The organism is Niastella soli, assembly GCF_017742245.1.
Classification (GTDB): domain Bacteria; phylum Bacteroidota; class Bacteroidia; order Chitinophagales; family Chitinophagaceae; genus Niastella; species Niastella soli.
This window is the reverse complement of sequence record NZ_JAGHKO010000001.1, coordinates 413,888-436,773: the sequence shown is the minus strand read 5'-3', so window position 1 is coordinate 436,773 and position 22,886 is coordinate 413,888. Positions and strand designations below refer to the sequence as shown.

21 protein-coding genes are annotated in these 22,886 nt (G+C 45.0%); 14 read left to right on the top strand and 7 right to left on the bottom strand.

From position 1 onward, the window contains the following. The first annotated feature begins 8 nt into the window (after nt 1-8). From metE to J7I42_RS01615, 3 genes are all read left to right on the top strand, one after another. Nucleotides 9-2,315 (top strand): 5-methyltetrahydropteroyltriglutamate--homocysteine S-methyltransferase, encoded by a 2,307-nt coding sequence (gene metE / locus J7I42_RS01625; protein ID WP_236065377.1) that lies wholly within the window; start codon nt 9-11, stop codon nt 2,313-2,315. 124 nt (nt 2,316-2,439) lie between these two features. After that, nucleotides 2,440-2,823, top strand: a complete 384-nt coding sequence (locus J7I42_RS01620; RefSeq protein WP_209137022.1) for an acyl-CoA thioesterase — start codon at nt 2,440-2,442, stop codon at nt 2,821-2,823. A gap of 164 nt (nt 2,824-2,987) precedes the next feature. Further along, nucleotides 2,988-5,486 carry a hypothetical protein gene (locus J7I42_RS01615; RefSeq protein WP_209137021.1) on the top strand — a complete coding sequence of 833 codons (2,499 nt, stop codon included), beginning with the start codon at nt 2,988-2,990 and terminating at the stop codon, nt 5,484-5,486. 222 nt (nt 5,487-5,708) lie between these two features. Here the strand turns inward: J7I42_RS01615 and J7I42_RS01610 are convergent, their stop codons facing one another. Beyond that, nucleotides 5,709-6,284 carry a hypothetical protein gene (locus tag J7I42_RS01610; RefSeq protein WP_209137020.1) on the bottom strand — a complete coding sequence of 192 codons (576 nt, stop codon included), beginning with the start codon at nt 6,282-6,284 and terminating at the stop codon, nt 5,709-5,711. A gap of 139 nt (nt 6,285-6,423) precedes the next feature. Here J7I42_RS01610 and J7I42_RS01605 point away from each other — a divergent pair, with 139 nt between their 5' ends. From J7I42_RS01605 to J7I42_RS01585, 5 genes are all read left to right on the top strand, one after another. Further along, a complete protein-coding gene (locus J7I42_RS01605; protein WP_209137019.1) occupies nt 6,424-7,521 on the top strand; it encodes a Nif3-like dinuclear metal center hexameric protein in 1,098 nt (365 codons plus the stop codon). Nucleotides 7,522-7,672: 151 nt separating this feature from the next. After that, nucleotides 7,673-8,428 (top strand): zinc ribbon domain-containing protein, encoded by a 756-nt coding sequence (locus J7I42_RS01600; RefSeq protein WP_209137018.1) that lies wholly within the window; start codon nt 7,673-7,675, stop codon nt 8,426-8,428. A 137-nt stretch (nt 8,429-8,565) separates the two neighbouring features. Beyond that, the gene (locus J7I42_RS01595; protein ID WP_209137017.1) at nt 8,566-10,056 is read left to right on the top strand and encodes a tetratricopeptide repeat protein; all 1,491 of its coding nucleotides are present in this window, start codon (nt 8,566-8,568) and stop codon (nt 10,054-10,056) included. Between the two features lie 184 nt (nt 10,057-10,240). Continuing rightward, a complete protein-coding gene (recN, locus tag J7I42_RS01590; RefSeq protein WP_209137016.1) occupies nt 10,241-11,899 on the top strand; it encodes a DNA repair protein RecN in 1,659 nt (552 codons plus the stop codon). A gap of 21 nt (nt 11,900-11,920) precedes the next feature. Continuing rightward, the gene (locus J7I42_RS01585) at nt 11,921-12,733 is read left to right on the top strand and encodes an enoyl-ACP reductase FabI (protein WP_209137015.1); all 813 of its coding nucleotides are present in this window, start codon (nt 11,921-11,923) and stop codon (nt 12,731-12,733) included. A 321-nt stretch (nt 12,734-13,054) separates the two neighbouring features. Here J7I42_RS01585 and J7I42_RS01580 read toward each other — a convergent pair whose 3' ends face one another. Next, nucleotides 13,055-13,276, bottom strand: coding sequence for a DUF2795 domain-containing protein (locus tag J7I42_RS01580; protein WP_014221625.1), 222 nt, complete (start codon nt 13,274-13,276; stop codon nt 13,055-13,057). A 247-nt stretch (nt 13,277-13,523) separates the two neighbouring features. Here J7I42_RS01580 and J7I42_RS01575 point away from each other — a divergent pair, with 247 nt between their 5' ends. Then, nucleotides 13,524-14,174 (top strand): ABC transporter ATP-binding protein, encoded by a 651-nt coding sequence (locus J7I42_RS01575; RefSeq protein ID WP_209137014.1) that lies wholly within the window; start codon nt 13,524-13,526, stop codon nt 14,172-14,174. Here the strand turns inward: J7I42_RS01575 and J7I42_RS01570 are convergent. From J7I42_RS01570 to gatC, 3 genes are all read right to left on the bottom strand, one after another. Beyond that, the gene (locus J7I42_RS01570) at nt 14,171-14,734 is read right to left on the bottom strand and encodes a cob(I)yrinic acid a,c-diamide adenosyltransferase (protein ID WP_209137013.1); all 564 of its coding nucleotides are present in this window, start codon (nt 14,732-14,734) and stop codon (nt 14,171-14,173) included. The genes J7I42_RS01575 and J7I42_RS01570 overlap by 4 nt on opposite strands. Nucleotides 14,735-14,851: 117 nt before the next feature. Continuing rightward, nucleotides 14,852-15,562 (bottom strand): ABC transporter ATP-binding protein, encoded by a 711-nt coding sequence (locus tag J7I42_RS01565; protein WP_236065376.1) that lies wholly within the window; start codon nt 15,560-15,562, stop codon nt 14,852-14,854. A gap of 9 nt (nt 15,563-15,571) precedes the next feature. Continuing rightward, complete coding sequence (gene gatC, locus J7I42_RS01560; RefSeq protein ID WP_209137012.1) at nt 15,572-15,868, bottom strand: Asp-tRNA(Asn)/Glu-tRNA(Gln) amidotransferase subunit GatC; 297 nt, start codon at nt 15,866-15,868, stop codon at nt 15,572-15,574. A gap of 149 nt (nt 15,869-16,017) precedes the next feature. Between gatC and trpS the strand changes: the two genes are divergently transcribed. Together trpS and J7I42_RS01550 are read left to right on the top strand one after the other, a co-directional pair. Beyond that, nucleotides 16,018-17,025, top strand: a complete 1,008-nt coding sequence (gene trpS / locus J7I42_RS01555; RefSeq protein WP_209137011.1) for a tryptophan--tRNA ligase — start codon at nt 16,018-16,020, stop codon at nt 17,023-17,025. Between the two features lie 99 nt (nt 17,026-17,124). Further along, a complete protein-coding gene (locus tag J7I42_RS01550; protein WP_209137010.1) occupies nt 17,125-17,760 on the top strand; it encodes a deoxynucleoside kinase in 636 nt (211 codons plus the stop codon). On the opposite strand, the gene J7I42_RS01545 is transcribed toward J7I42_RS01550, so the two are convergent. Both J7I42_RS01545 and pckA read right to left on the bottom strand, forming a co-directional pair. Further along, nucleotides 17,757-18,287 carry a DUF922 domain-containing protein gene (locus J7I42_RS01545; RefSeq protein ID WP_209137009.1) on the bottom strand — a complete coding sequence of 177 codons (531 nt, stop codon included), beginning with the start codon at nt 18,285-18,287 and terminating at the stop codon, nt 17,757-17,759. The genes J7I42_RS01550 and J7I42_RS01545 overlap by 4 nt on opposite strands. A gap of 253 nt (nt 18,288-18,540) precedes the next feature. After that, a complete protein-coding gene (pckA, locus tag J7I42_RS01540; protein WP_209137008.1) occupies nt 18,541-20,145 on the bottom strand; it encodes a phosphoenolpyruvate carboxykinase (ATP) in 1,605 nt (534 codons plus the stop codon). Between the two features lie 382 nt (nt 20,146-20,527). Here pckA and J7I42_RS01535 point away from each other — a divergent pair, with 382 nt between their 5' ends. The 3 genes from J7I42_RS01535 to purS are packed head-to-tail and all read left to right on the top strand — an operon-like array spanning nt 20,528 to nt 22,849. Continuing rightward, nucleotides 20,528-21,817 carry an aminopeptidase P N-terminal domain-containing protein gene (locus tag J7I42_RS01535; RefSeq protein WP_209137007.1) on the top strand — a complete coding sequence of 430 codons (1,290 nt, stop codon included), beginning with the start codon at nt 20,528-20,530 and terminating at the stop codon, nt 21,815-21,817. 28 nt (nt 21,818-21,845) lie between these two features. Beyond that, nucleotides 21,846-22,607 (top strand): CDP-alcohol phosphatidyltransferase family protein, encoded by a 762-nt coding sequence (locus tag J7I42_RS01530; protein ID WP_209137006.1) that lies wholly within the window; start codon nt 21,846-21,848, stop codon nt 22,605-22,607. Next, nucleotides 22,604-22,849, top strand: coding sequence for a phosphoribosylformylglycinamidine synthase subunit PurS (gene purS / locus J7I42_RS01525; protein WP_081201303.1), 246 nt, complete (start codon nt 22,604-22,606; stop codon nt 22,847-22,849). The genes J7I42_RS01530 and purS overlap by 4 nt, the downstream gene beginning before the upstream one ends. The last annotated feature ends 37 nt before the right edge of the window (nt 22,850-22,886 follow it).

The window sequence follows — 22,886 nt, the reverse complement described above, 5'->3', positions numbered from 1 at the left end:
TTATGCGTATGCTAACACACAATCTTGGGTTCCCCCGTATTGGGGCTCAACGCCAGTTAAAAAAAGCCAGTGAACAATACTGGGCAGGTAACATTACCAGGGCTGAATTATTTATTGCAGCAAAAAAGATCAGGGAAGAAAACTGGTTATTGCAAAAGGAGGCCGGTATTGACATGATCCCCTGTAACGATTTCAGTTTTTATGACCAGGTGCTGGATATGTCGTTGCTGGTGGGCGCTGTTCCTCCCCGTTATACGCCTGTGGCAACCGATATTAAGGACAATACAGAGATTGACCTGTATTTTGCCATGGCCCGGGGTTACCAGCAACATGGTCTCGATATCACTGCCATGGAAATGACAAAGTGGTTCGATACCAATTATCACTACATTGTTCCTGAGTTTACCGCTGGCCAGCAATTCCGAATACTTTCCGATAAACTCTTTCATGAGTTCAATGAATGCAAACGCGTAACTGGCACCACCCCCAAACCGGTGTTGATAGGACCGGTATCTTATTTGTTGTTAGGTAAAGAAAAAGACAATCAACCCTTTGACCGGATTGACCTGTTAAAACAATTGTTACCTGTTTACATTGAGGTGCTGAAAAAACTGGAAGAGAATGGCGCTATATGGGTGCAAATTGATGAACCCTTTCTGGTAACAGACCTGACGGATAAACAAAAACAGGCATTTGAATTTGCATATAAAGAAATACGCAAAAAATGCGACCTGAAAATATTGCTGGCTACTTACTTTGAAGGCTTACAGGAAAATACCAGTCTGGCCGTGAACCTTCCCGTTTGTGCTCTGCATATTGACCTGGTACGGTCTCCACAACAGGTAGATGAAGTAGTTAAAGCCATGCCACCTAAATTGTCGTTATCAGTAGGGGTGGTGGATGGCCGTAATATCTGGAAGAATGACTACAGCAAATCACTTGCCCTGATTGAGAAGGCAAAAGCTGTTATTGGGGAAGAACGCCTTATGCTGGCACCTTCCTGCTCCTTATTGCATTCACCTGTTGACCTGGATGGTGAAACCGCGCTTGACGCCGATATCAAAAGCTGGATGGCTTTTGCCAGGCAAAAGCTGTACGAGATAAACGACTTAAAACAAATAGTGGCGGGTGATTCCGCCTTGTTGAAGAAAAATGCTGCCATCATCGAAAACCGCCGTAATTCTACCCGCATACATAAACAGGCAGTAAAAGACCGGCTGGCTGCTATTAAAGAGACCGATGCAATCCGGGCGAGTGCCTTTACTGTTCGTCAACAAATACAGCAGGAACGATTTCAATTGCCCTTATTCCCCACGACTACCATTGGGTCTTTTCCGCAAACAGAAGAGATCCGCCAGTTGCGTGCTAAGTTGAAAAAGGGAGACCTAACAAAAGAGCAATACGAATCAGAGATTGAAGAGGCAACCATCTCCGCCATTCGCGTACAGGAAGAAATTGGCCTCGATGTATTGGTACATGGCGAGTTTGAGCGCAATGATATGGTGGAATATTTTGGCGAACAGCTCGATGGGTTCCAGTTCACCAAAAACGGCTGGGTGCAAAGTTATGGCAGCCGTTGTGTAAAGCCCCCCGTTATTGCAGGTGATGTAAGCCGAATTAGTGATATGACCGTTCGGTGGAGCACATTTGCGCAGGCGCAAACCAGTAGGCTCATGAAAGGAATGCTCACCGGTCCTGTAACCATATTACAATGGTCGTTTGTGCGCGATGATCAGCCGAGATGGCAAACGGCTTTTCAAATAGCGCTGGCGATAAGGGATGAAGTGGTGGCCCTGGAAAAAGCAGGTATTAAAGTGATCCAGATCGATGAGCCGGCTATTCGTGAAGGGCTGCCTTTAAGAAAAAAGGATGGCCCCGCGTACCTGGAATGGGCGGTAAAAGCTTTTCGCTTATCGGCCAGCGGGGTAAAAGATGAAACGCAGGTTCATACCCATATGTGCTATAGCGAGTTCAATGACATTATGGAACACATTGCTAAAATGGATGCCGATGTGATCACCATTGAAACCAGCCGTTCGCAAATGGAGTTGCTACAAGCCTTTGCCCGGTTTAAATACCCCAATGAAATTGGGCCCGGTGTATATGATATACACTCACCACGGGTGCCCGGTGTAGAGGAAATGACCTCCCTGCTGGAAAAAGCAGCTGCTTTATTACCGGTTAAAAATATATGGGTAAACCCCGACTGTGGGTTAAAAACCCGTCGCTGGACGGAGACCATTGCTGCATTGAAGAATATGGTGCAGGCAGCGAGTGAAGCAAGGGAGAAAGTACAACAACCAGCATTACTCTAAATAGGCCCTTTTTAGTTTAAGTTTCAGTTACAGGTTTCAGGTTACAGAGCCTGCCCCGACTAGATGGGATCGCAGGGGCTTGTAACCTGAAACTGTTTTTAGATTTCGCAAATCACACATATACATGACAATCGAAGAAAAGATCAAACAATCTGAAACGCGCATATTTAAAGCCGTATTTCCCAATACTACCAACCACTATGATACTTTATTTGGCGGCACTGCCATGGCATTAATGGATGAAGTGGCATTTATTACAGCTACGCGGTTTGCCCGCAAACGAATGGTAACGGTTTCATCAGATAAAATAGATTTTACCCGGCCAATTCCGGCAGGCACCATCATTGAGTTGATAGGTAAAGTTATTCATACCGGTAAAAGCAGTGTGCGGGTGTTGGTTGAAATATATATTGAGGAAATGTATTCTTTTGAACGGGAAAGGGCCATAACAGGCACCTTTACCCTGGTTGCGGTAGATGAACACAAACGACCGGTAGCCATTTTGTAGGTCGGCAGACGGCCGATTTCCGATGAAAATAGGGAAGAGACGCAAATAATCGGCAGGATAGATTAAAAAGCGTTAATATGAGGGTTTCTTTAACAATTCATAGACAAAATTTTATCAATTTTAAGCTATGAAAGCCATTAATTTGTTAAAAGTAAAATTGCCCCATGAATTGCATTCGTTTTTATAGATCCCTGATTGCTTTGGCTTTACTATTTTCCGGTATAGGGGCCGGCTATGCTCAACAGATCGATTCTATGGTGAACCTGTATGGTGAAAGATACCCACAGGAGAAGATCTATGTTCACTTTGATAAACCGGCCTATAATACCGGTGAGACCATCTGGTTCAAATCATACCTGTTTGCAGGCATTGTACCATCACCCATCAGCAAGAACTTTTATGCTGAACTGGTTGATCAGCAGGGCAAGGTATTGCAACAGAAGATCCTCCCCATTTATGAAGGGTCATCTGCCGGGAGTTTTGACCTTCCTGCCAACTTGCCGCCCACTATTATCTTCAGGGCTTATACCACCTGGATGCTGAATTTCGATACCAGCTTTTTATTCAGCAAAACCATCCGCATTCTTAATAAAACAGTTGCAGTTGCCCCCGCGGCCACAACCCCGCAGAGCGGGGCCAAACAAACGGGAGCCAAACAACCGGCAACAGCCTCGCAAGGCGGGGCCAGCAGTAACCCATCTTCGGCTGTTACTTTACGCTTCTTTCCCGAAGGCGGTGATCTGGTAACAGGGCTTGAATCGGTAGTGGCAGTTAAAGTAACCGATGAATTCGGATTGCCGGTATCGGCAGAAGGGGCTATAAAAGAGGCGGCAGGAGCAACGGTGGCCACCTTTGGTACGGTGCATGATGGTATGGGGCGTTTTACCATAGAACCTCAAGCTGGAAAAACATATTATGCTGAATGGACAGACGAGAAAAAACAAACACATAAAACGCCATTACCAGTGGCCAAACAAACGGGTGTAGTAATCCAATGCGCCCCCACCGGTAGCCGCCAGGCATTTATAATAAGACGATCACAGGATGCACCGGAAGATCTAAAGACTTTGTACCTGCTGGGTTATTTCAATTCACAGGTTGTATATAAAGCACGGTTGAACCTGCAACAGAATTTTATGGTGAGTGGTAGCATTCCGCTGGAAGGCATTCCCACCGGTATGTTACAGATGACGTTGTTCGATGCCAACTGGAAACCCATTGCTGAGCGTATTAACTTTGTGAATAAAGAAGATTATTTCTTTACCACCCGTGTAGTGCCTATTGCAAAAAGCACTGAACGACGAGCAAAGAACTCCCTGGTGATCGATGTGCCGGATACACTGAAATCGAACCTGAGTATTGCAATAACCGATGCAGGCCTTTCCAAAGCTGATCCTGATGCCGATAATATTGTGTCGCATTTATTATTAAGTGGCGACCTGCGGGGATATATTCATAACCCTTATTACTATTTAACCGGTAATGATGATACGGTACGCTCGCACCTTGACCTGGTAATGCTTACCAACGGCTGGCGCCGGTTTAAATGGGATGAACTGGAGGCCGGTAAATTGCCTGTTATCAAATTCCCACGCGAGAATTATTTATCACTCAGCGCCACCTTAACCGGGGTATTACCCAACCAGGTGCCAAAGAATACACAGATCAATGTGTTCCTGCAGGCCAAAGACTCTAGCCGTCAGTTATTCTTTTTATCTATAGACTCATCGGGTAAATTTCAACAGGACGGACTGGTGTTCTTTGATACGGTAAGTGTGTTTTACCAGTTTAATAACAACAAGTACCTCGCAAATAAGTCTGTTGTAAATTTCACCAACGGAACGCATAAAAGTCCCACCCTTATAAAACCCGATTCAGCCTGGCGGGTGCCTATGCCTATAGACACCAGTTTGCTGAGCCGGGGTAAATACTTTGCTTCGGAAGCAGATCGGTTAAGGCCTGAACTGGAGAAAAAGATAAAAACGCTGGAAACCGTTACGGTAAAAGCAAAAACAAAGACGAAAATACAGCAGATGGACGAACGCTATACCAGTGGTTTGTTCTCTGGTGGCGATGCAACCACATTTGACCTTACAGATGATGTGGCGGCCCTGGGTGCTATGAACATCTTTACTTACCTGCAGGGTCGCGTAGCTGGTTTACAGATCCAAGCCGGTGGCGGGCAAACTTCGCTGCAATGGCGGGGCGCTACACCTTCCCTGTTTTTAAATGAAATGCCGGTTGATGTAACTGCCATTGAGAATATTCCGGTTACTGATATCGCTTATGTGAAAGCATTCCGGCCACCATTCTTTGGAGCGGTAGGGGGCGGCGCCGGCGGTGCTATTGCCATCTATACCAAAAAAGGCGGAGATGTAAGCTCCAATACTTCCAATATTGGCGGCCTCGATAAAAGCAGACTGAGCGGTTATGCGGTTCCCAAAGAGTTCTATTCACCCGACTACAGCAAGGAAGTAACCAATGCCGATCTGCCCGATATTCGTACTACCTTGTACTGGCAGCCTTATATTCTTACTGATAAGAGCAATCATAAAATAACCCTGACCTTCTATAATAACGATGTATCAAAACGCATTCGCATTATCCTGGAAGGAATGAATGAAGAAGGGCAGTTGACAAGGGTTGAGAAGATCATTGAATAAAAGACTCACTTTTCTATATACAAATGCCCCACTTTATAGTGGGGCATTTTTGTATATAGTAGCTTTATCGTGAAACGGCAAACGGCAAACGGCAAACAGCAAACGGCAAACGGCAAACAAAGAATGGCAATGGGGAATAGCCAATCAATGTCGTTTAGTTAATTGTTTTAAGGAATCCTCCCGCTTTGCGGACAACTCACAACTGACCACTCACTTGCTCGCCTAATTCCTCAGTATTGTGATCGTTTTATTAGGATCATGTCCTTTAATGGCCAGCGAATCGGGTGGTGGTGGGGGTAATTTATGATTATAGGTAACCACAAACTTTGAATACATTTCCATCATCGGACTGGCAAAGTGCATGGCGTCGCCTACCTGTGGGGTAATAAGTCCATCTATTACCAGCGTATCACTGTCACTCATAGGTTCAATTTCGAAGGTATAGTTATAAGCCAGTTTGGGATTGGGCTTTGTTATCTCCAGGTCATAAAACGATTTATGGTCGTATGTAAGAAACAGGGTGATATTCGAGTATTGCTTACTCATAGTATCCTGGGCAACCCCGTCCAGCACTTTCTTCAGTGGCGTTGAATCTGGCGATAGTAGCCACACACTATCAAACATTACTTCTTTGGGGTCATCGGCCAGGTATACCTGCATTTTTTTTATAATGGTGTCATCCGTGTTTTTGAAAACAATGGTATCATAACTGGCTGGCTTTGGTTTACGTCCAAACCAGAAGTACATACCTACGCCAATAATGACCATGATCAGTAAAATTATCCATGTTCCGCGCATATAGATAGGTTGTGGTTAGCGACAATAATTCATTTAAGGTACCCAATCCCTTGCAATTAACATGCCTTGATGTCATGTAAATATTTTGGTAATACCGGGCCGGGGTTTCGCCTATCTTTGGTTACAATCATGCTGAATTATGAAAATTGCTGATATCATTTCCTTGCTCGAAGCGGTGGCACCGCCCTCGTTACAGGAAAATTATGATAATGCCGGTTTACTAACCGGTAGCCCGGGTTGGGTTTGTACCGGCGCGCTTTGTACATTGGATGCTACGGAAGAAGTAGTGATGGAAGCCTTACAACGCGGGTGCAACCTGGTGGTGGCGCATCATCCCATCATTTTTGGCGGGTTGAAGAAGATCACGGGAAAGAATTATGTAGAAAGGACCATTATTACGGCCATAAAAAATGATATTGCTATTTATGCTATACATACCAACCTCGATAATGTAATAGACGGGGTGAATGGTATGATGGCCGATAAACTGGGGTTGAAGAACCGGAAGGTGCTGTCGCCTAAAGAAGCTATGCTGAAAAAGCTGTACACGTTTGTGCCTGTTGACCAGGTTGAGGAAGTACGGGCGGCGCTTTTTGAAGCTGGCGGCGGACATATAGGTAATTACAATGAATGCAGTTTTGGCGCAGAAGGTACGGGCACTTTCAAGGCGGGGGAGGGAACCAATCCCTTTGTGGGCCAGCGGGGTGAACGTCATTATGAAAAAGAGATCCGGATCGAGGTCATTTTTCCGGGGTACCTTCAAAACAACCTGATACGGGCTTTGCGTACTGCCCATCCATATGAAGAGGTGGCCTATGATATTGTGAACCTGGCCAATACCCATCCCGGTATAGGCTCGGGGCTGGTGGGCGAACTGCCGGAGGCCCTGCCGGAAGCCAGCTTTCTGAAGTTGTTAAAACAGGCCTTTGACCTTCCCCTTATTCGGCATACAACCCTGCTGGGCAGGCCGGTTAAAAAAGTGGCACTGTGTGGCGGGGCGGGTAGTTTCTTGGTTTCCAAGGCATTAGGGGTGGGAGCCGATATTTATATCACCGGTGATATGAAGTATCATGAGTTTTTTGATGCCGATGGCCGGCTGATAATTGCAGATATTGGGCATTTTGAAAGTGAGCAATTTACCATAGATTTACTGGCTGGGGTTTTGCAGGAAAAATTTCCTACCTTTGCCGTCCTTAAAACGGCTTTAAAAACCAATCCTGTACATTATTTTGTGTGAATACTGAAGATCCCGACAAATCGGGAACGCTGAAGTCCCGACGAGGTCGGGATGCCGATAAGTCAAATGATCGGCATGAAACAACAAAAGATGCATCAGGGCGGTGAAGCTGGGGACCTGCTACCATAAACAACAAACTATAAATTTCTTTATGGCTAACGTTAAAGATTACTCTGTAGAAGAAAAATTAAGCGCACTCGTTGGATTGCAGAAGATTGAATCGAAGATCGACGAGATACAGATCCTGAAAGGAGAGCTGCCAATGGAAGTGAGCGACCTGGAAGATGAAATTCAGGGATTACATTCCCGCCAGGTTCGTATTGAGGAAGAGATCAACGGCATACAGGAGTTTATCAACCAAAAGAAAAACATGATCAAGGAAGCTGAATCCCTGATCAAAAAATACGAAAAACAAAGCGAGAACGTAAAGAACAGTCGCGAGTTTGAGGCCATTAACAAAGAAATTGAAATGCAACAGCTTGAAATAAAGCTGGCCGAAAAACACATTCGCGATGCTAATGAAGAGATCGCTGAGAAAGTAGTAGTACTGGATAAAGCTAAAAAGAACATCGCTACAAAAGAAGGCGTATTGAGCACCAAGAAAGGTGAGTTGGAAAAGATCATTGCTACCAACGAAAAAGAAGAAAAAGCATTGAATAAACAGGCTTCTGAAGCCCGCGAAAAAGTAGAAGAGCGCCTGTTGTTGTCATACGATCGCATTCGCAAAAACTACCGCAATGGTTTAGGTGTAGTGCCTGTAGAACGTGATGCCTGTGGTGGTTGCTTTAACGCTATCCCGCCTCAACGCCAGAGCGAGATCCGTCAGCGTAAAAAGATCATCGTATGCGAGAACTGCGGCCGTATTCTGGTTGACCGCGATCTGTTCGATTCAGTAGAAGTAAAATAAGATATTCATCTGGTATAGAGAAGCCCTGACGGTACTGTCGGGGCTTTTTGCTTTATGTGACTAACTTGTTCCTTCCTACGCATGCCGAAGACTTTGCTCAGGTGTGAGTTTGTGCCTTAACTGTGTATCTTGCAGCCATGATTAGCCTGAGGCCAACATGGTTGGCAGTCTTACTGGTTTTATTATCTGTGCCCGCTCAGGCACAAAAAGTATTTGATTTTAACGACCGGTGTAAACAGGCTTACCATGAGATCATTCAGCTGAAATTGACCAGTGGCCAGCAATTGCTGAACACCGAGAAGGCCCAGCACCCCAATAACCTCATTCCTTATTTTCTCGAAAATTATATCGACTTCTTTACCCTGTTCTTTAATGAAGACCCCACAGAATTCAAAAAGCGATTGCCCAACCGGGATACCCGCCTCGATCTGATGGGCGAAGGACCGGAGAATTCCCCTTTTCTGTTATTCGCCCGTTCCGTGATCCATTTTCAATGGGCGGCAGTAAGGGTGAAGTTTGGTAACAACTGGGATGCCGGGTGGGAGTTTCGCCGTTCATTTTTACAGGTAAAGAACAACCAGCAACAGTTTCCCGGATTTGCTCCAAACGCCCTGTATGCCGGCGCCATGCAGGTAGCTGCCGGCACTATCCCTGATGGTTATAAATGGCTTAGCAATTTGCTGGGTATAAACGGCAATATAAAAAAGGGCATGTCGAAGATCAGTACCTTTTTACAAGGTACCGACGAATGGTCGGTGCTGTTTCATGAGGAAGCCATCTTTTACTATTGTTACCTGAAGTTTTATGTAGAGAATGACAAACCGGGTGTTTTTAAGTTTATAGATCAGCAGCATCTTGACCTGGTGAATCACCATTTGTTTGCTTACCTGGCAGTGAATTTAAGCCGCAATAGTCAACAGGCTGAAAAGGCAGAACAGATCGTAACGGCGCTAAATATGAGCCCTGCTTACCTGGCGATGCCGGTATGGGATATGGAAATGGGATATGCCAAAGTGCATCACCTTGACCCCGCTGCGGCGCCTTACCTCGAGCGGTTTATAAATACTTTTAAAGGCCGGTTTTATGTAAAGGACGCCTTGCAAAAATTAAGCTGGCATTATTACCTGCAGGGGGATGATACAAAAGCCAGATTATACCGGCAAAAAATATTGACAACGGGCACTACGGATTCGGAAGCAGATAAACAGGCACAAAAGGAAGCTACTACCGATACCTGGCCCAATAAATTATTGTTACAGGCACGCATGTTGAATGATGGCGGGTATTTTCGGCAGGCACTGGCGCTGTTACAGGGGAAGAACACGGGTAATTTTTCCCTGCCGGAAGAAAAACTTGAATTTGCTTATAGGGCGGGCCGGTTGTATGATGATCTGGGAAACGATAGTCTGGCTATTACATTCTATAAAGAGGCCATAGGGTTGGGGGAGCAGCGAAAAGAACATTTTGCAGCACGGGCAGCCTTGCAGATCGGCTATATTTTTGAGCAACATGGTGATAAACAAACCGCTATAAAGTGGTTTCAGCGTTGCCAGAATATGAAAGACCATGATTTTAAAAATTCGCTCGATGCAAAAGCAAAAGCGGGCATTACGCGTTGTAAAGAATAGGCAGAAAGGCAGAAAGGCAGAAAGGCAGAAAAATTTCAGGCGGCGCAAAGTCGGATATTAGTTCCAAACATCGCGAGCTGTTTGCCGTTTCACGTTTGCCGTTTGCCGATTCACGATGGGGATAACCCTGTAATAATAAGTCCATGATCGCATTTATATTTGTTACGCTCAAATAGTAAGTACCGTGCTTAAAAAACTTTTCATTCAGAACTACGCCATAATTGACGAGATAGAGATCGACTTCTCGCAAAAGCTAAATATAATCACCGGGGAAACCGGTGCCGGTAAATCAATTTTAATGGGCGCCCTGTCATTGATCCTGGGCGACCGGGTTGATACTTCCGTATTGCAAAGCCGCGATAAAAAATGTTATGTAGAAGGGACCTTTGAAATTGGCGAAAAGAAAGCCGTCAAAACCTTTTTACGGGAGCAGGACCTTGACGTCGAAGAAGAACTGGTCATTCGCCGGGAAATTGGCAGTAATGGCAAGTCAAGAGCGTTTGTAAACGATACGCCTGTTAACCTGGAACAGTTACGCCAGTTAAGTACTATGCTGGTTGATCTGCATCGCCAGTTCGATACCCTTGAACTGGGCGAAAGCGATTTTCAACGGCAGGTGCTGGATGCACTGGCTGGTCATGCCGATGTATTACAACAATACCAGGGAGCCTATTCTCAATGGCAAAAGGCGCAACAGGAGCTTTCGCAATTACAACAACAGAAAGACCAGTTCACCAAAGAATACGATTATAACAAGTTTTTATTTGATGAATTGCACGAGGCGGCCCTGAAAGAAAATGAGTTGGAAGAAGCAGATGCAACACTTAAACTGCTTAGCAATGCAGAAGGTATAAAGACTGCATTAAGTAAAGTGGGTTATGAATTAAGTGAAGGCGAGTCGCCCATGGTACAGCAGTTAAAAACATTATACAATCAGCTAGGTGCGTTTACTGATAACCACCCGGCTTTACCGGCCTTGCTGCAGCGCATGTTATCGGTACAAATAGAGTTACAGGATATTGCTGATGAGGTGGAGCGCATCAATGATCAGGTGCAGTATGACCCGCGAAAGATTGAACAACTGAACGACCGCATTTCAACTGGTTATAAACTGTTGAAGAAACATGGCGTACATACCACGCAGGAACTGCTGGTTATAAAAGATACACTTGAACAAAGATTGCAGGCTGTATTGAATATCGATGAAGCTATTCAAACCAAAGAAAATGCAGCCCAGCAATTACTGCAAAAAGCTACTGAGCTGGCAGCCAGGCTAACCGCCAACCGGGTAAAGCAGGTAAAACCATTGCAGGATAAAGTGAATAAATTACTGGTCCAGGTGGGCATGCCCAATGCCCGTTTGCAGGTGGATGTGACACCACTTGCCAATTTGCATATGACCGGACAGGATAATATTGAGTTTTTGTTCGACGCCAATAAAAGCAACCGCTTTGAACCTATTCGTAAAGTAGCGTCTGGTGGTGAGTTAAGCCGCTTAATGCTTTGTATAAAATCACTGGTGGCCCAGTCACTCGATCTGCCTACGCTCATTTTCGACGAAATAGATACCGGAATTTCCGGGGAGGCTGCCAAACAGGTTGCTATTATCATGAAGGACCTGGCCCGTAAACGCCAGGTGTTCAGCATTACTCATCAACCGCAAATTGCCGGAAAAGCAGATGCCCATTACTTTGTTTACAAGGATATAAAGGGCAATTCCATAAAAACAAGCATCAAATTACTGTCGCAGGAGGAGCGCATTACCGCAATCGCTAAAATGTTAAGTGGCGAAAAGCCAACGGCAGCAGCGTTGGAAAACGCCCGCGAAATGGTGATGAATTAATAAATTTAAAATCAAAATTCTATGGCATTTAACCTGCTTAAAGGAAAGAAAGGGATCATTTTTGGGGCTTTGGATGAAAAATCAATTGCCTGGAGAACTGCTTTGCGTTGTCATGAGGAAGGTGCACAACTGGTATTGACCAATGCACCGGTTGCCTTGCGTATAGGCGAGATCAATAAACTGGCTGAGGCGGTAAACGCCCCTGTTATTGGCGCTGATGTCACCAATATGGACGATCTGAAGAACCTGTTCGAAGGCGCTATGAAACACTTTGGCGGCCAAATAGATTTCGTACTTCACTCAGTAGGTATGAGCCTGAACGTTCGGAAAAACAAACCTTACACCGAAATAGACTACGGTTTTAACCAAAAGACATTAGATATATCGGCTATGTCGCTGCACCGGGTATTGCGTACGGCCTGGGACCTTGATGCCATCAGTGATTGGGGCAGCGTGGTAGCGTTGACCTATATAGCTGCACAACGGGTATTCCCTGATTATAACGAAATGGCAGATGCGAAAGCATTGCTGGAAGGCGTTGCCCGCAACTTTGGGTACCATTATGGAGTAAAAAAGAAAGTTCGTATCAATACTGTTTCTCAATCACCTACTCAAACTACTGCTGGTAGCGGCGTAAAAGGGTTTGATGGTTTTATTTCCTATGCGGAGAAAATGAGCCCGCTGGGTAATGCTTCAGCCGATCAGTGTGCTGATTACTGTGTTACGCTGTTCAGCGATTTAACCAGAATGGTTACCATGCAGAACCTGTTCCATGATGGCGGTTTCTCCTTTACCGGGGTTACGCAGGCTGTTATTGAGCAAATGGAGAAATAGGGAGTAAGAAGTAAGATATTATTGAAAGGGTTTCTCTGATAAGAGAGGCCCTTTTTTTTAGTTGACAAGTTGATCAGTTGACCAGGATGAAGACAGTGAAAGAGGTGATAGGGGTGACAGGGAATGGGAATGTTACATGCTCGCGAACCCTTTCAGGTTTCACGTTTCTCGTTTGACAGCTTGTCCCGACTTGTCGGGATTTCACGATTACCGGCCCCGAGCGCAGCGAAGGCCGGATTGCCAACTGCCGACTCAGAATTGCCGATAAAAAAACCGACCGCTTTACAGCGACCGGTTTGCACTATTTTTTAGCCATGGGCTTTAATACTCATCTTCATTAAAGAAGAAGTCATCCTGGCTTGGATAGTCCGGCCAGATGTCTTCAATACCTTCATAAATTTCACCTTCATCTTCAAGTTCCTGAAGATTTTCTACCACTTCAATGGGTGCACCGCTACGGATCGCGTAGTCAATCAGCTCATCTTTGGTGGCAGGCCACGGTGCATCTTCGAGATAGGATGCAAGTTCTAATGTCCAAAACATGTGGTTATCCTGTTTAAAGTTTTAAATCCACGTACAGTTATTAAAATTAGGGTCGGAGAAAGCCTGATAAATCCTGTTCCCCTCACCCTCAATTTTTCGCAAAAGTAACCCTCCTAATGAAAAAACCAAATCTATCTTTGAAAGATAATGGAAGGAATTCTTAAAAAATTTCCCCAAATGGATACTATGAACGGGAAGCCAATGGTTTGTAGTATCTTGACCCCATATTAGAAGTAATTCACAACACATGTTAACAGCGACGAATATTCAAAAATATTATGGCCAGTTATGGGTTTTGAAGGGTGTTGACCTGGAAATAAAACAGGGCGAAATAGCCAGTATAGTAGGGCCTTCCGGTTCCGGAAAAAGTACGTTGTTGCACATTTTAGGAACACTGGATAAGCCGGATAAAGGGGAGGTCTTGGTGGGAAATGAACGCATTAATTTCCTGAATGAGAAGCGGATGGCGGCCTTTCGCAATAAGCATGTGGGTTTTGTGTTCCAATTTCACCACTTGTTGCCCGAATTCACTGCCCTGGAGAATGTTTGCATCCCCGGCTGGATGGCCGGCCGGAGCAAAAAGGAAGTGGCTGACCATGCTTTATCGTTATTACAAATGTTGGGATTAGAAAAACGTATCGATAATAAACCTAATCAATTGTCTGGCGGCGAACAACAACGGGTAGCTGTAGCCCGCGCCCTCATCAATAAACCTGCTATTATTTTTGCCGATGAGCCTACCGGCAACCTCGATTCGGCCAATGCCCGCGAGCTTCATCAGCTGTTCTTCACCCTGCGGCAACAGTTCAATCAAACCTTTTTAATTGTTACACACAATGAAGAACTGGCGCAAATGAGCGACCGCCTGCTACATATGAAAGATGGGAAAATAGTTTAATTGATCCTGGGTTTCCAGGGGATTTCTGCTATATTCATCTGATGGCCTGTATAACGGGCCAGTACAAATAAGTAATCGCTGAGGCGGTTGAGGTATTTCAAAATAATGGGTTCCACTTCCTCGCTTTCCTGGTCAAGACGAACGCAACAGCGCTCAGCACGGCGGCAAACGCAGCGGGCTATGTGTAACTGAGAAAGAACCGGGTGGCCACCTGGCAGAATAAAACTTTTCATGGGAGGAATGATCTCGTTCATTCGGTCCATTTCCTTTTCCAGCAGGGTAATATCTTCTTCCTTCAGATCGGGGATCCGCATTTTAGGCTCTTTAACCGGATCACAGGCCAGTGAGGCGTTCATGGTAAATAACCGGTCCTGCACTTCAGCCAGCAGGTCTCTGGCGGCTGCATCAGTAAGCAGGTCGCGGCATAAGCCTATAAAGGAGCTTAATTCATCTACTGTTCCATATGCCTCAATACGCAGGTGCGATTTGGGAACTTTTGTTCCACCAATTAATGAAGTAGCACCTTTATCGCCGGTTTTAGTATATATCTTTTGTGCCATGAGTTTTTTAATGAAGGAAATGTAAATGTTAGTGCTTTGTTTCTAACCAACACCGCTTCCAACTGAATTCTTCCTGGTTAACTGATCAACTGGCTAACTGATCAACTTTTACTCCCCTTATAACCCTGCCAACTCATCAACAACTGCTTTAACCCTATCACTCTCAATCAATCCATCACGTAACCGCACGATCCGGTGGGCGTGATTAGCAATATCTTCTTCATGGGTTACCAGAACAACGGTGTTGCCTGCGGCCTGTATTTCACCAAAGATCTGCATGATCTCTATAGAGGTCTTGGTATCGAGGTTACCGGTAGGCTCATCGGCCAAAATAAGGGAGGGATTGTTCACCAATGCCCGGGCAATGGCCACACGTTGGCACTGACCACCCGATAATTCATTTGGCTTGTGATGGCTTCTGTCTTCCAGCCCCACTTTTTTTATCACCTCCATGGCCATTTCGGTTCGTTGCTTGCGCGACACACCGGCATACACCAGGGGTAACGCTACATTTTCCAGTGCTGTAAGCCGGGGAAGCAGGTTGAATTGCTGGAACACAAACCCGATCTCTTTATTACGCACATCGGCCAGGTTATCATCTGGCATTTTACTTACATCCTGACCATTCAAAATATACCGGCCGCCAGTAGGGGAGTCGAGACAGCCAAGGATATTCATCAGGGTACTTTTACCGGAACCGGATGGCCCCATCAGCGCTACATATTCATTTTTTTGAATGTTCAGGTTAATGCCTTTCAATACCGGCAATTCCTGTTTACCCATGTAGTAGCACTTGCGAATACCCTCAAGATGAATGATTGAATTCATAGAAAAAGTTTACTCCTGTTTTTTAATGACCTTAGGCACTTTAAAGAACGTTCCGTCTGAATCAGGTGCGTTTTTAAGCGCTTCCTCGCGGGTAATGGAACCTTTTACCTCATCTTCGCGCAACACATTGAGCGCATCAGTCATATGTAAAAGCGGTTCCACCCCTTCCGTATTTATTTCATTCAGTTTGTCGACAAAATGAATCATTCGTTGCAGGTCTTTCTTAATTATTTCTTTCTCCTGATCATTAAACTGCAGGCGGGCCAGGTTGGCCAGGTTGTGTACCAATGCGTCATTTACTTCCATGCAAACAAAAATAACTGATTATTTGGAATGGAAAGGCAGCAGGCAGTGGGCAAAGGGCAAAAGGTACTTATGAGAGGCGGGATTAGCGTATAAATGCCGGGAAAAGGCTGTATTGCCCTGCACCCTTTTTTCTTATCTTCGCCCTCCTTATGCAAAGTGTTAAGAAAGAGATTGTCATGGGCGGTATACGCCCCACGGGTTTTTTACACCTCGGTAACTATTTTGGGGCGTTGCGCAACTTTGTGCGTATGCAGGAAGAATATACCTGTTTCTTTATGCTGGCCGACCTGCATTCATTAACTACCCATCCTGATACAAAAGAGTTAAAAACTAATATACACCGGGTACTGGCCGAACACCTGGCCAGTGGTCTCGATCCCGATAAATGCGCCTTGTACTGTCAGAGCCATGTTTATGAAACCTCAGAGCTGTATTTGTATCTGAATATGTTGTCAATGGTAGGGGAGTTGGAAAAGACCCCCACCTTTAAAGATAAGGTTAGGCAACATCCACAAAATGTAAATGCAGGCTTGTTGACCTACCCGGTATTACAGGCAGCCGATATATTGTTACACCGCGCCAAACTGGTACCGGTGGGTAAAGACCAGGAGCAACACCTGGAAATGGCCCGCAATATTGCAAACCGCTTTACACATCGTTACAGTGAAGTATTTCCTGAACCAGTGGCGTTTAATTATGGCAGCGAGCTTATAAAAGTGCCAAGCCTCGATGGCGGCGGTAAAATGAGTAAGAGTGAGAATCAATACGCTACCTTATACCTCAGCGATCCCGATGACCTGATCCGCAAAAAAGTAATGAAGGCAAAAACCGATAGCGGTCCCACAGAGCCTAACACGCCCAAACCCGATTACATCGAGAACATCTTTTTGTTGATGAACCTGGTAAGCGCTCCGGATGTTGTAAAGAAATTTGAAGAAGACTATAACACATGTACCATCAGGTATGGTGATATGAAAAAGCAACTGGCCGAAGACATGGTACGCTTTATAGCTCCAATCCGCGAAAAAGCCGAAGCTATTCAACAGGATACCGATTATTTGAAAAAAGTAATGATCCAGGGAGCTGAAAAAGCCCGGGCGAGTGCACAGGCTACCATGCTGGAAGTTCGCCAGGCCATTGGTCTGAATTATTATTAAAAAAGATCGGTCAACAGGTTTAAAACCGGAAAGAATTAATATCTTAAATTTTTGATTGTCCCCACAAATCGGGACGAAACGGGATAGAACTCTATAATAATGGCAAAAACTAAGAAACCGAAGCATATTGCTGTAGCGGGTAATATCGGTGCGGGCAAAACTACGCTCACCGAACTCCTCAGTAAACATTATCGCTGGATACCCCAGTTTGAAGACGTAGACCACAACCCTTACCTCTTCGATTTTTATGACGATATGCCCAGGTGGAGTTTTAACCTGCAGATCTATTTCCTCAACAGCCGGCTTAGACAACTGAACGATATTCACCGTGGTACAGAAACCATAGTGCAGGACCGCACTATATATGAAGATGCCTACATCTTCGCGCCTAACCTGCATGAAATGGGGTTAATGAGCAAACGCGATTTCGATAACTACTTTATGTTTTTTGAAACATTAAAAACAATGGTGCAACCACCCGATCTGCTCATCTATCTGAAAGCATCGGTGCCAACCCTGGTTGCGCAAATACAGAAACGCGGTCGTGAATATGAAGAGAATATCCGGCTTGATTATCTGAAACGCCTCAACGACTTCTACAATAAATGGATCGATGGATACAAAGAAGGCCCCCTGTTGGTAATAGACATCGATAAGAACAAATTTCCCGAGAACGATGAACACCTCGGCGAGATCATCCGAAAGATTGATTCCCAGTTATACGGTTTGTTTTAATGATGGTGATAATTGGCAAAAGGAGCTGTTTCCTTTAGCTCCTGTTCAATTTTTGAGAGCCATGCAGACTGGTTAAGCCTGTTACGCGAGTAATCGGTTTCCTGATCGTATTGAGTTTGTTCAAGCCGGTGTTGTTTCATCGCGTCTTCATACAGCTTGTTAAGATCGCTGCTGGCGGTTTTGGCATTGAAGTGATATTCCTTTACCAGTTTGTTCAGTTTGCGGGCGTAAATTTCTGCAATATCAAAATGGCCCTGTTCATGGGCCAGCACCTCATTGTTCTTTATGCGCACCCAGGAGCGGTTTTTATCGAAATTGCAGGAAATGGAATATTCAAATCCCTTTTCATTGTAACCATATTCGATATTGATACTGCTGCTGGTAAGGGCAGCGTTTGGTGCATGCGGATCGGGAGTGCCTTTGAAATCGCTCCAGGTAAGTTTGCGGGAGGCGCTCCAGGGAATCAGGTTATTCGCCTGTATAACGGTAATACACACCATTAATAATAACAACGCGGCTTTGCTCATAATTGATTTCCCACCTATGGTTATCAATGCTCACCGGCAGGAAGGATGATTAATACACCAGCAACTTAACTCAAATAGATGGAAACAGATTCCTAAAATTTTTGAAAATAAGCACCCGGGTAAAGCATAAAAGGTTGTCCCTTTTTAAGAGACAACCTTTTCTATGGCAAAGTAATCGTTGAGACCGAAATGCTTTTTACAAAAAGCGTTCTAATATCATTAAAAAAACTGAAACTAAAACAAAAAAAGTCGATTATATTTTCGGAGCTGCTGCCAGTACTTCCGGCGTAACCCCCGATGCATATTTTTCAAAATTGGTAATGAACTGTTTAGCCAGATTTTCGGCTGCTTTGTCGTAAGCAGTTTTATCGGCCCAGGTATTGCGTGGGTTCAATATAGCTTCGGGTACTCCCGGACAGCTGGTAGGAACCGCCATTCCAAATACCGGGTTCATATCATATTCAACAGTGTCGAGTTGGCCATCCAGTGCTGCACTGATCATGGCGCGGGTATAGGCCAGCTTCATGCGATTGCCGGTACCATATGAACCGCCCGTCCAGCCGGTGTTGATCAACCATACCTTTACGTTGTGCTTTCTCAGTTTCTCACCCAACATACTGGCGTACTGGCCAGGGTGCAATGGTAAGAAGGGCGCGCCAAAGCAAGCGCTGAAAGTAGATTTGGGTTCAGTTACACCCGCTTCTGTGCCTGCTACCTTGGCAGTGTAACCAGAAATGAATTGGTACATGGCCTGGGCAGGTGTGAGTCGCGATACTGGGGGCAGAACGCCATAGGCATCGCAGGTTAAAAAGAAAATATTTTCGGGTATACCACCTTGCGCAGGTTCAATTGCATTACTGATGTAGTTTAATGGGTATGAAACACGCGTATTTTCAGTGATGGCTTTGTTGGTGAAGTCAATTTCGTTAGTGCCCGCATAGAAATTGGTATTCTCAACCAGTGCGCCACCGCGGATGGCTGAAAAAATAGCCGGCTCTTTTTCTTGACTCAGATCAATACACTTGGCATAGCAGCCTCCTTCAAAGTTAAAAACGCCGTTGTCGGTCCAACCATGTTCGTCATCACCAATCAACTTCCGGTTAGGGTCGGCGCTTAAGGTAGTTTTACCGGTTCCACTTAAACCAAAGAACAGGGCCGTGTCACCATCCTTGCCAATGTTGGCAGAGCAGTGCATGCTCAGAACACCTTTGTCGTGGGGTAAAATATAATTGAGAATAGAGAAAATGCCTTTTTTGATCTCGCCGGTATAACCGCTGCCGGCAATTAAAATGGTGCGGTGTTTAAAACTGATCACGGCTGCATTGTGTTGACGAACGCCGCATTCTTTAGCATCGAGATGTAAGCCGGGAGCTGCCAGTATATGCCATTCGGGAGTGAAATTTTCCAACTCTTCTTCCTCTGGGCGCATAAACATGTTATAGGCAAACAGGTTGGCCCAGGGATTGTCATTAACTACACGAATATTCAGCCGATAACGCGGATCGGCACAGGCTTGTGAGTCACGGACCCATAATTCTGGCTGTGCGTTCAGGTAGTCAAGGATTTTTTTACGTATGCAGTGAAAATATTTTTCCTCCAGAGGAATATTGAAGTCATTCCAATGAACGGAATTTTCAGTGATCTCATCTTTAACAATGAACTTGTCCTTGGGACTACGGCCCGTAAATTCCCCAGTTTTTACTACCAATGCGCCTGTGTTATTCAGTTCGCCCTGGTTTAATCGTAAAGTGTCATGCACTAACTCTTCAGCACTTAACTGATAATGCAATGTGTTGGTTGAGTGCAGCCCCAGCTCCTCAAGTCCTGTTGTTGGGATTGCAATGGTTGATAATGACATACAAGCGTTCGTTTGTTGATGGCTCAAAGATATAATTAAAATTTATCCATACCAATGGCGGTAATCGACACATTTTTGAATATTATCTAATTACATGGGTAAATAATTGTGAATTATCTATCTAACGTCTGTTAGTATAAAACCGGATTGATTGCTCACCGGGTTTTGCTGAATGGGCACTAAAAACCTGAATTTTGTATGATTGTTGGTCAGTGTTTGGGAGGTGAAAATGCGCGTGAATGGGGTGCCAGCTGCATGGCTACGCGTTTTAGCCCTGCAACTCCTTGTATGCTTGGGGCTTGTATCCTTGCAATTGGGTGCTTTTCATTTATTTTTACCGCCTCAATTAAAAGTACCTTGTTTACAATAAAACAATAACTACATGAAGTATCTGCCACTCGATCCTGCCATCTTTATACAGAACCGTAAAAGTTTTGTAGCCCGGATGGATAAAAATGCCATTGCCATCTTTAACAGCAATGATGAGCTGCCTACCAATGGCGATGCCACGCACCGGTTCAAACAAAACAGCGACCTGTACTGGTTATCTGGTATTGACCAGGAAGACACCATGGTGATCCTTTTCCCTGGTAACCCCGATCCCAAATTGCGGGAAGTGCTGGTATTGGTTCGTCCCAATGAAATGAAAGAGAAATGGGATGGAAGGCGTTTACGGGCAGAAGAAGCCAAAAAGATGTCGGGCATTCAAACCATCCTCTGGCTTGATAGCCTGGATGCTGTTTTACAGGGTTGGATCCATTTGGCCGATACCATTTATCTGAACACCAATGAAAACGACCGCAAATCGAACTGGGTGCCTGTACGCGATTACCGCTATGCAGAAGAAATGCGGCAAAAATTCCCGCTGCACCAGTACAAGCGCAGCGCCCGTATTATGAAGGACCTGCGGGCCATAAAATCGCCGCAGGAAGTTGCTGTAATGCAGCAGGCAATAGATATAACCCATAAAACGTTTGAACGACTGTTGAAATTCATTAAGCCGGGGGTGATGGAGTATGAGATTGAAGCAGAGATCTGGCACTCGTTCCTCTCGCAACGGGCAACGGCACCGGCTTATAGCAGTATTATCGCCAGTGGCGACCGCGCCCGCATCCTGCATTATGTATTCAATAATCAGGAGTGTAAAGATGGGGAGCTGGTGTTAATGGATTTTGGCGCTGAGTACGGCGGGTATTGTGCCGATCTGACACGTACGGTCCCGGTGAATGGAAAGTTCAGTAAACGACAAAGGGAAGTGTATAATGGATGTTTACGCCTGCATGACTATGCGAAAAGTATTTTAAAACCAGGCATCAGCATCCTGGATTATACAGATAAAGTAGGGGCGGAAGCCTCCAAAGTATTTGTGAAACTGGGTTTGTTAAGTGCGGCAGATGTGAAGAACGAAGACAAGGACAACCGCGCTTACCGCAAGTATTTATATCATGGTATTTCGCATCACCTGGGTATTGATGTGCATGACCTGGGTACCCGTAGCGAGCCCATTAAACCAGGAATGGTTTTCACCATTGAACCGGGTATCTATATAGAACAGGAACAAATGGGCATCCGCATCGAAAACAATGTATGGATCACCAAAACCGGCAATAAAGACCTGATGGCCAAGATCCCCATCAAGGCGGAAGACATCGAAGCCATTATGAAAAAATAAACGAAAAAGAATAAGCTAATTTGCATTCATGAAACACATACCAAACCTGTTCACGTTACTCAATTTGTTCTTTGGCTGTATTGCTATCATATACATATTACAGAATGGAATTATTATTGTGACTGATGAGCAGGGGACACAATTGCTGGAAGTTCCTGAAAAAATAGGACTGGCTTCCTTGTTCATTGCACTGGCTGCTGTGGTGGATTTTTTAGATGGGTTTGTTGCCCGTCTGTTCCATGCTTCTTCAGCCCTGGGCAAACAACTCGATTCTCTGGCCGATGTGGTTAGTTTTGGTGTGGCGCCAGGCATGATCGTGTACCAGTTTTTGCGCTTGAGTTATGCCGGCATGCCCGATGGGGTTCAAGCGCCTGTTATACTGTTATTGCCTGCCCTGTTGATACCCTGTGCAGCAGCTTATCGCCTGGGCAAGTTCAATATCGACGATTCACAGCAATTCGGCTTTAAAGGCGTACCTACGCCCGCAGCAGGCTTACTGGTAGCATCATTGCCGCTTATTTACTGGTATTCGAATGCCGAGGTGGCGAGCATACTGCAGAATCGTTGGGTGTGGTATGGTATAATTGTGGTGCTGAGCTATTTAATGGTAAGCAATTTGCCGTTGATGGCGCTGAAATTTAAAAATTTTTCAGTGAAAAGCAATCTGCCTAAGCTTATTTTGCTGGCAGCAGCCATAATAGCCGCTATATTATTAAAATGGATGGCAGTACCGGTTGTATTTATTCTTTACATCATCTTATCTTTGGCGTTCAAAAATAAAACCACATGACCTATACAGTTCAGGTGAAGGTAATGCCGTTAAAAGAATTGCTCGATCCGCAAGGAAAAGCCGTAATGGGTGGATTGCAAAATCTGGGATTGGGTAATATTCAGGATGTACGGGTAGGAAAGAACATTACCCTGCAGGTAGAAGCCAACACCCCTGATCAGGCAAAAGCAATTGCCGAAGAAGCCTCCAAGAAGCTACTCGCTAATCCAGTAATGGAGTATTTCGAAATCGTAATTAACTAACGTTTTGATAAGCTAATATGTTAATGTGCCTCTTTGT

Excerpts from the sequence above, each read along its gene's own strand:
- metE (WP_236065377.1), top strand. The coding sequence starts at position 9 with ATGCTAACACACAATCTTGGGTTCCCCCGTATTGGGGCTCAACGCCAG.
- J7I42_RS01620 (WP_209137022.1), top strand. The coding sequence starts at position 2,440 with ATGACAATCGAAGAAAAGATCAAACAATCTGAAACGCGCATATTTAAA.
- J7I42_RS01615 (WP_209137021.1), top strand. The coding sequence starts at position 2,988 with ATGAATTGCATTCGTTTTTATAGATCCCTGATTGCTTTGGCTTTACTA.
- J7I42_RS01610 (WP_209137020.1), bottom strand. The coding sequence starts at position 6,284 with ATGCGCGGAACATGGATAATTTTACTGATCATGGTCATTATTGGCGTA.
- J7I42_RS01605 (WP_209137019.1), top strand. The coding sequence starts at position 6,424 with ATGAAAATTGCTGATATCATTTCCTTGCTCGAAGCGGTGGCACCGCCC.
- J7I42_RS01600 (WP_209137018.1), top strand. The coding sequence starts at position 7,673 with ATGGCTAACGTTAAAGATTACTCTGTAGAAGAAAAATTAAGCGCACTC.
- J7I42_RS01595 (WP_209137017.1), top strand. The coding sequence starts at position 8,566 with ATGATTAGCCTGAGGCCAACATGGTTGGCAGTCTTACTGGTTTTATTA.
- J7I42_RS01585 (WP_209137015.1), top strand. The coding sequence starts at position 11,921 with ATGGCATTTAACCTGCTTAAAGGAAAGAAAGGGATCATTTTTGGGGCT.
- J7I42_RS01580 (WP_014221625.1), bottom strand. The coding sequence starts at position 13,276 with ATGTTTTGGACATTAGAACTTGCATCCTATCTCGAAGATGCACCGTGG.
- J7I42_RS01575 (WP_209137014.1), top strand. The coding sequence starts at position 13,524 with ATGTTAACAGCGACGAATATTCAAAAATATTATGGCCAGTTATGGGTT.
- J7I42_RS01570 (WP_209137013.1), bottom strand. The coding sequence starts at position 14,734 with ATGGCACAAAAGATATATACTAAAACCGGCGATAAAGGTGCTACTTCA.
- J7I42_RS01565 (WP_236065376.1), bottom strand. The coding sequence starts at position 15,562 with ATGAATTCAATCATTCATCTTGAGGGTATTCGCAAGTGCTACTACATG.
- gatC (WP_209137012.1), bottom strand. The coding sequence starts at position 15,868 with ATGGAAGTAAATGACGCATTGGTACACAACCTGGCCAACCTGGCCCGC.
- trpS (WP_209137011.1), top strand. The coding sequence starts at position 16,018 with ATGCAAAGTGTTAAGAAAGAGATTGTCATGGGCGGTATACGCCCCACG.
- J7I42_RS01550 (WP_209137010.1), top strand. The coding sequence starts at position 17,125 with ATGGCAAAAACTAAGAAACCGAAGCATATTGCTGTAGCGGGTAATATC.
- J7I42_RS01545 (WP_209137009.1), bottom strand. The coding sequence starts at position 18,287 with ATGAGCAAAGCCGCGTTGTTATTATTAATGGTGTGTATTACCGTTATA.
- pckA (WP_209137008.1), bottom strand. The coding sequence starts at position 20,145 with ATGTCATTATCAACCATTGCAATCCCAACAACAGGACTTGAGGAGCTG.
- J7I42_RS01535 (WP_209137007.1), top strand. The coding sequence starts at position 20,528 with ATGAAGTATCTGCCACTCGATCCTGCCATCTTTATACAGAACCGTAAA.
- J7I42_RS01530 (WP_209137006.1), top strand. The coding sequence starts at position 21,846 with ATGAAACACATACCAAACCTGTTCACGTTACTCAATTTGTTCTTTGGC.
- purS (WP_081201303.1), top strand. The coding sequence starts at position 22,604 with ATGACCTATACAGTTCAGGTGAAGGTAATGCCGTTAAAAGAATTGCTC.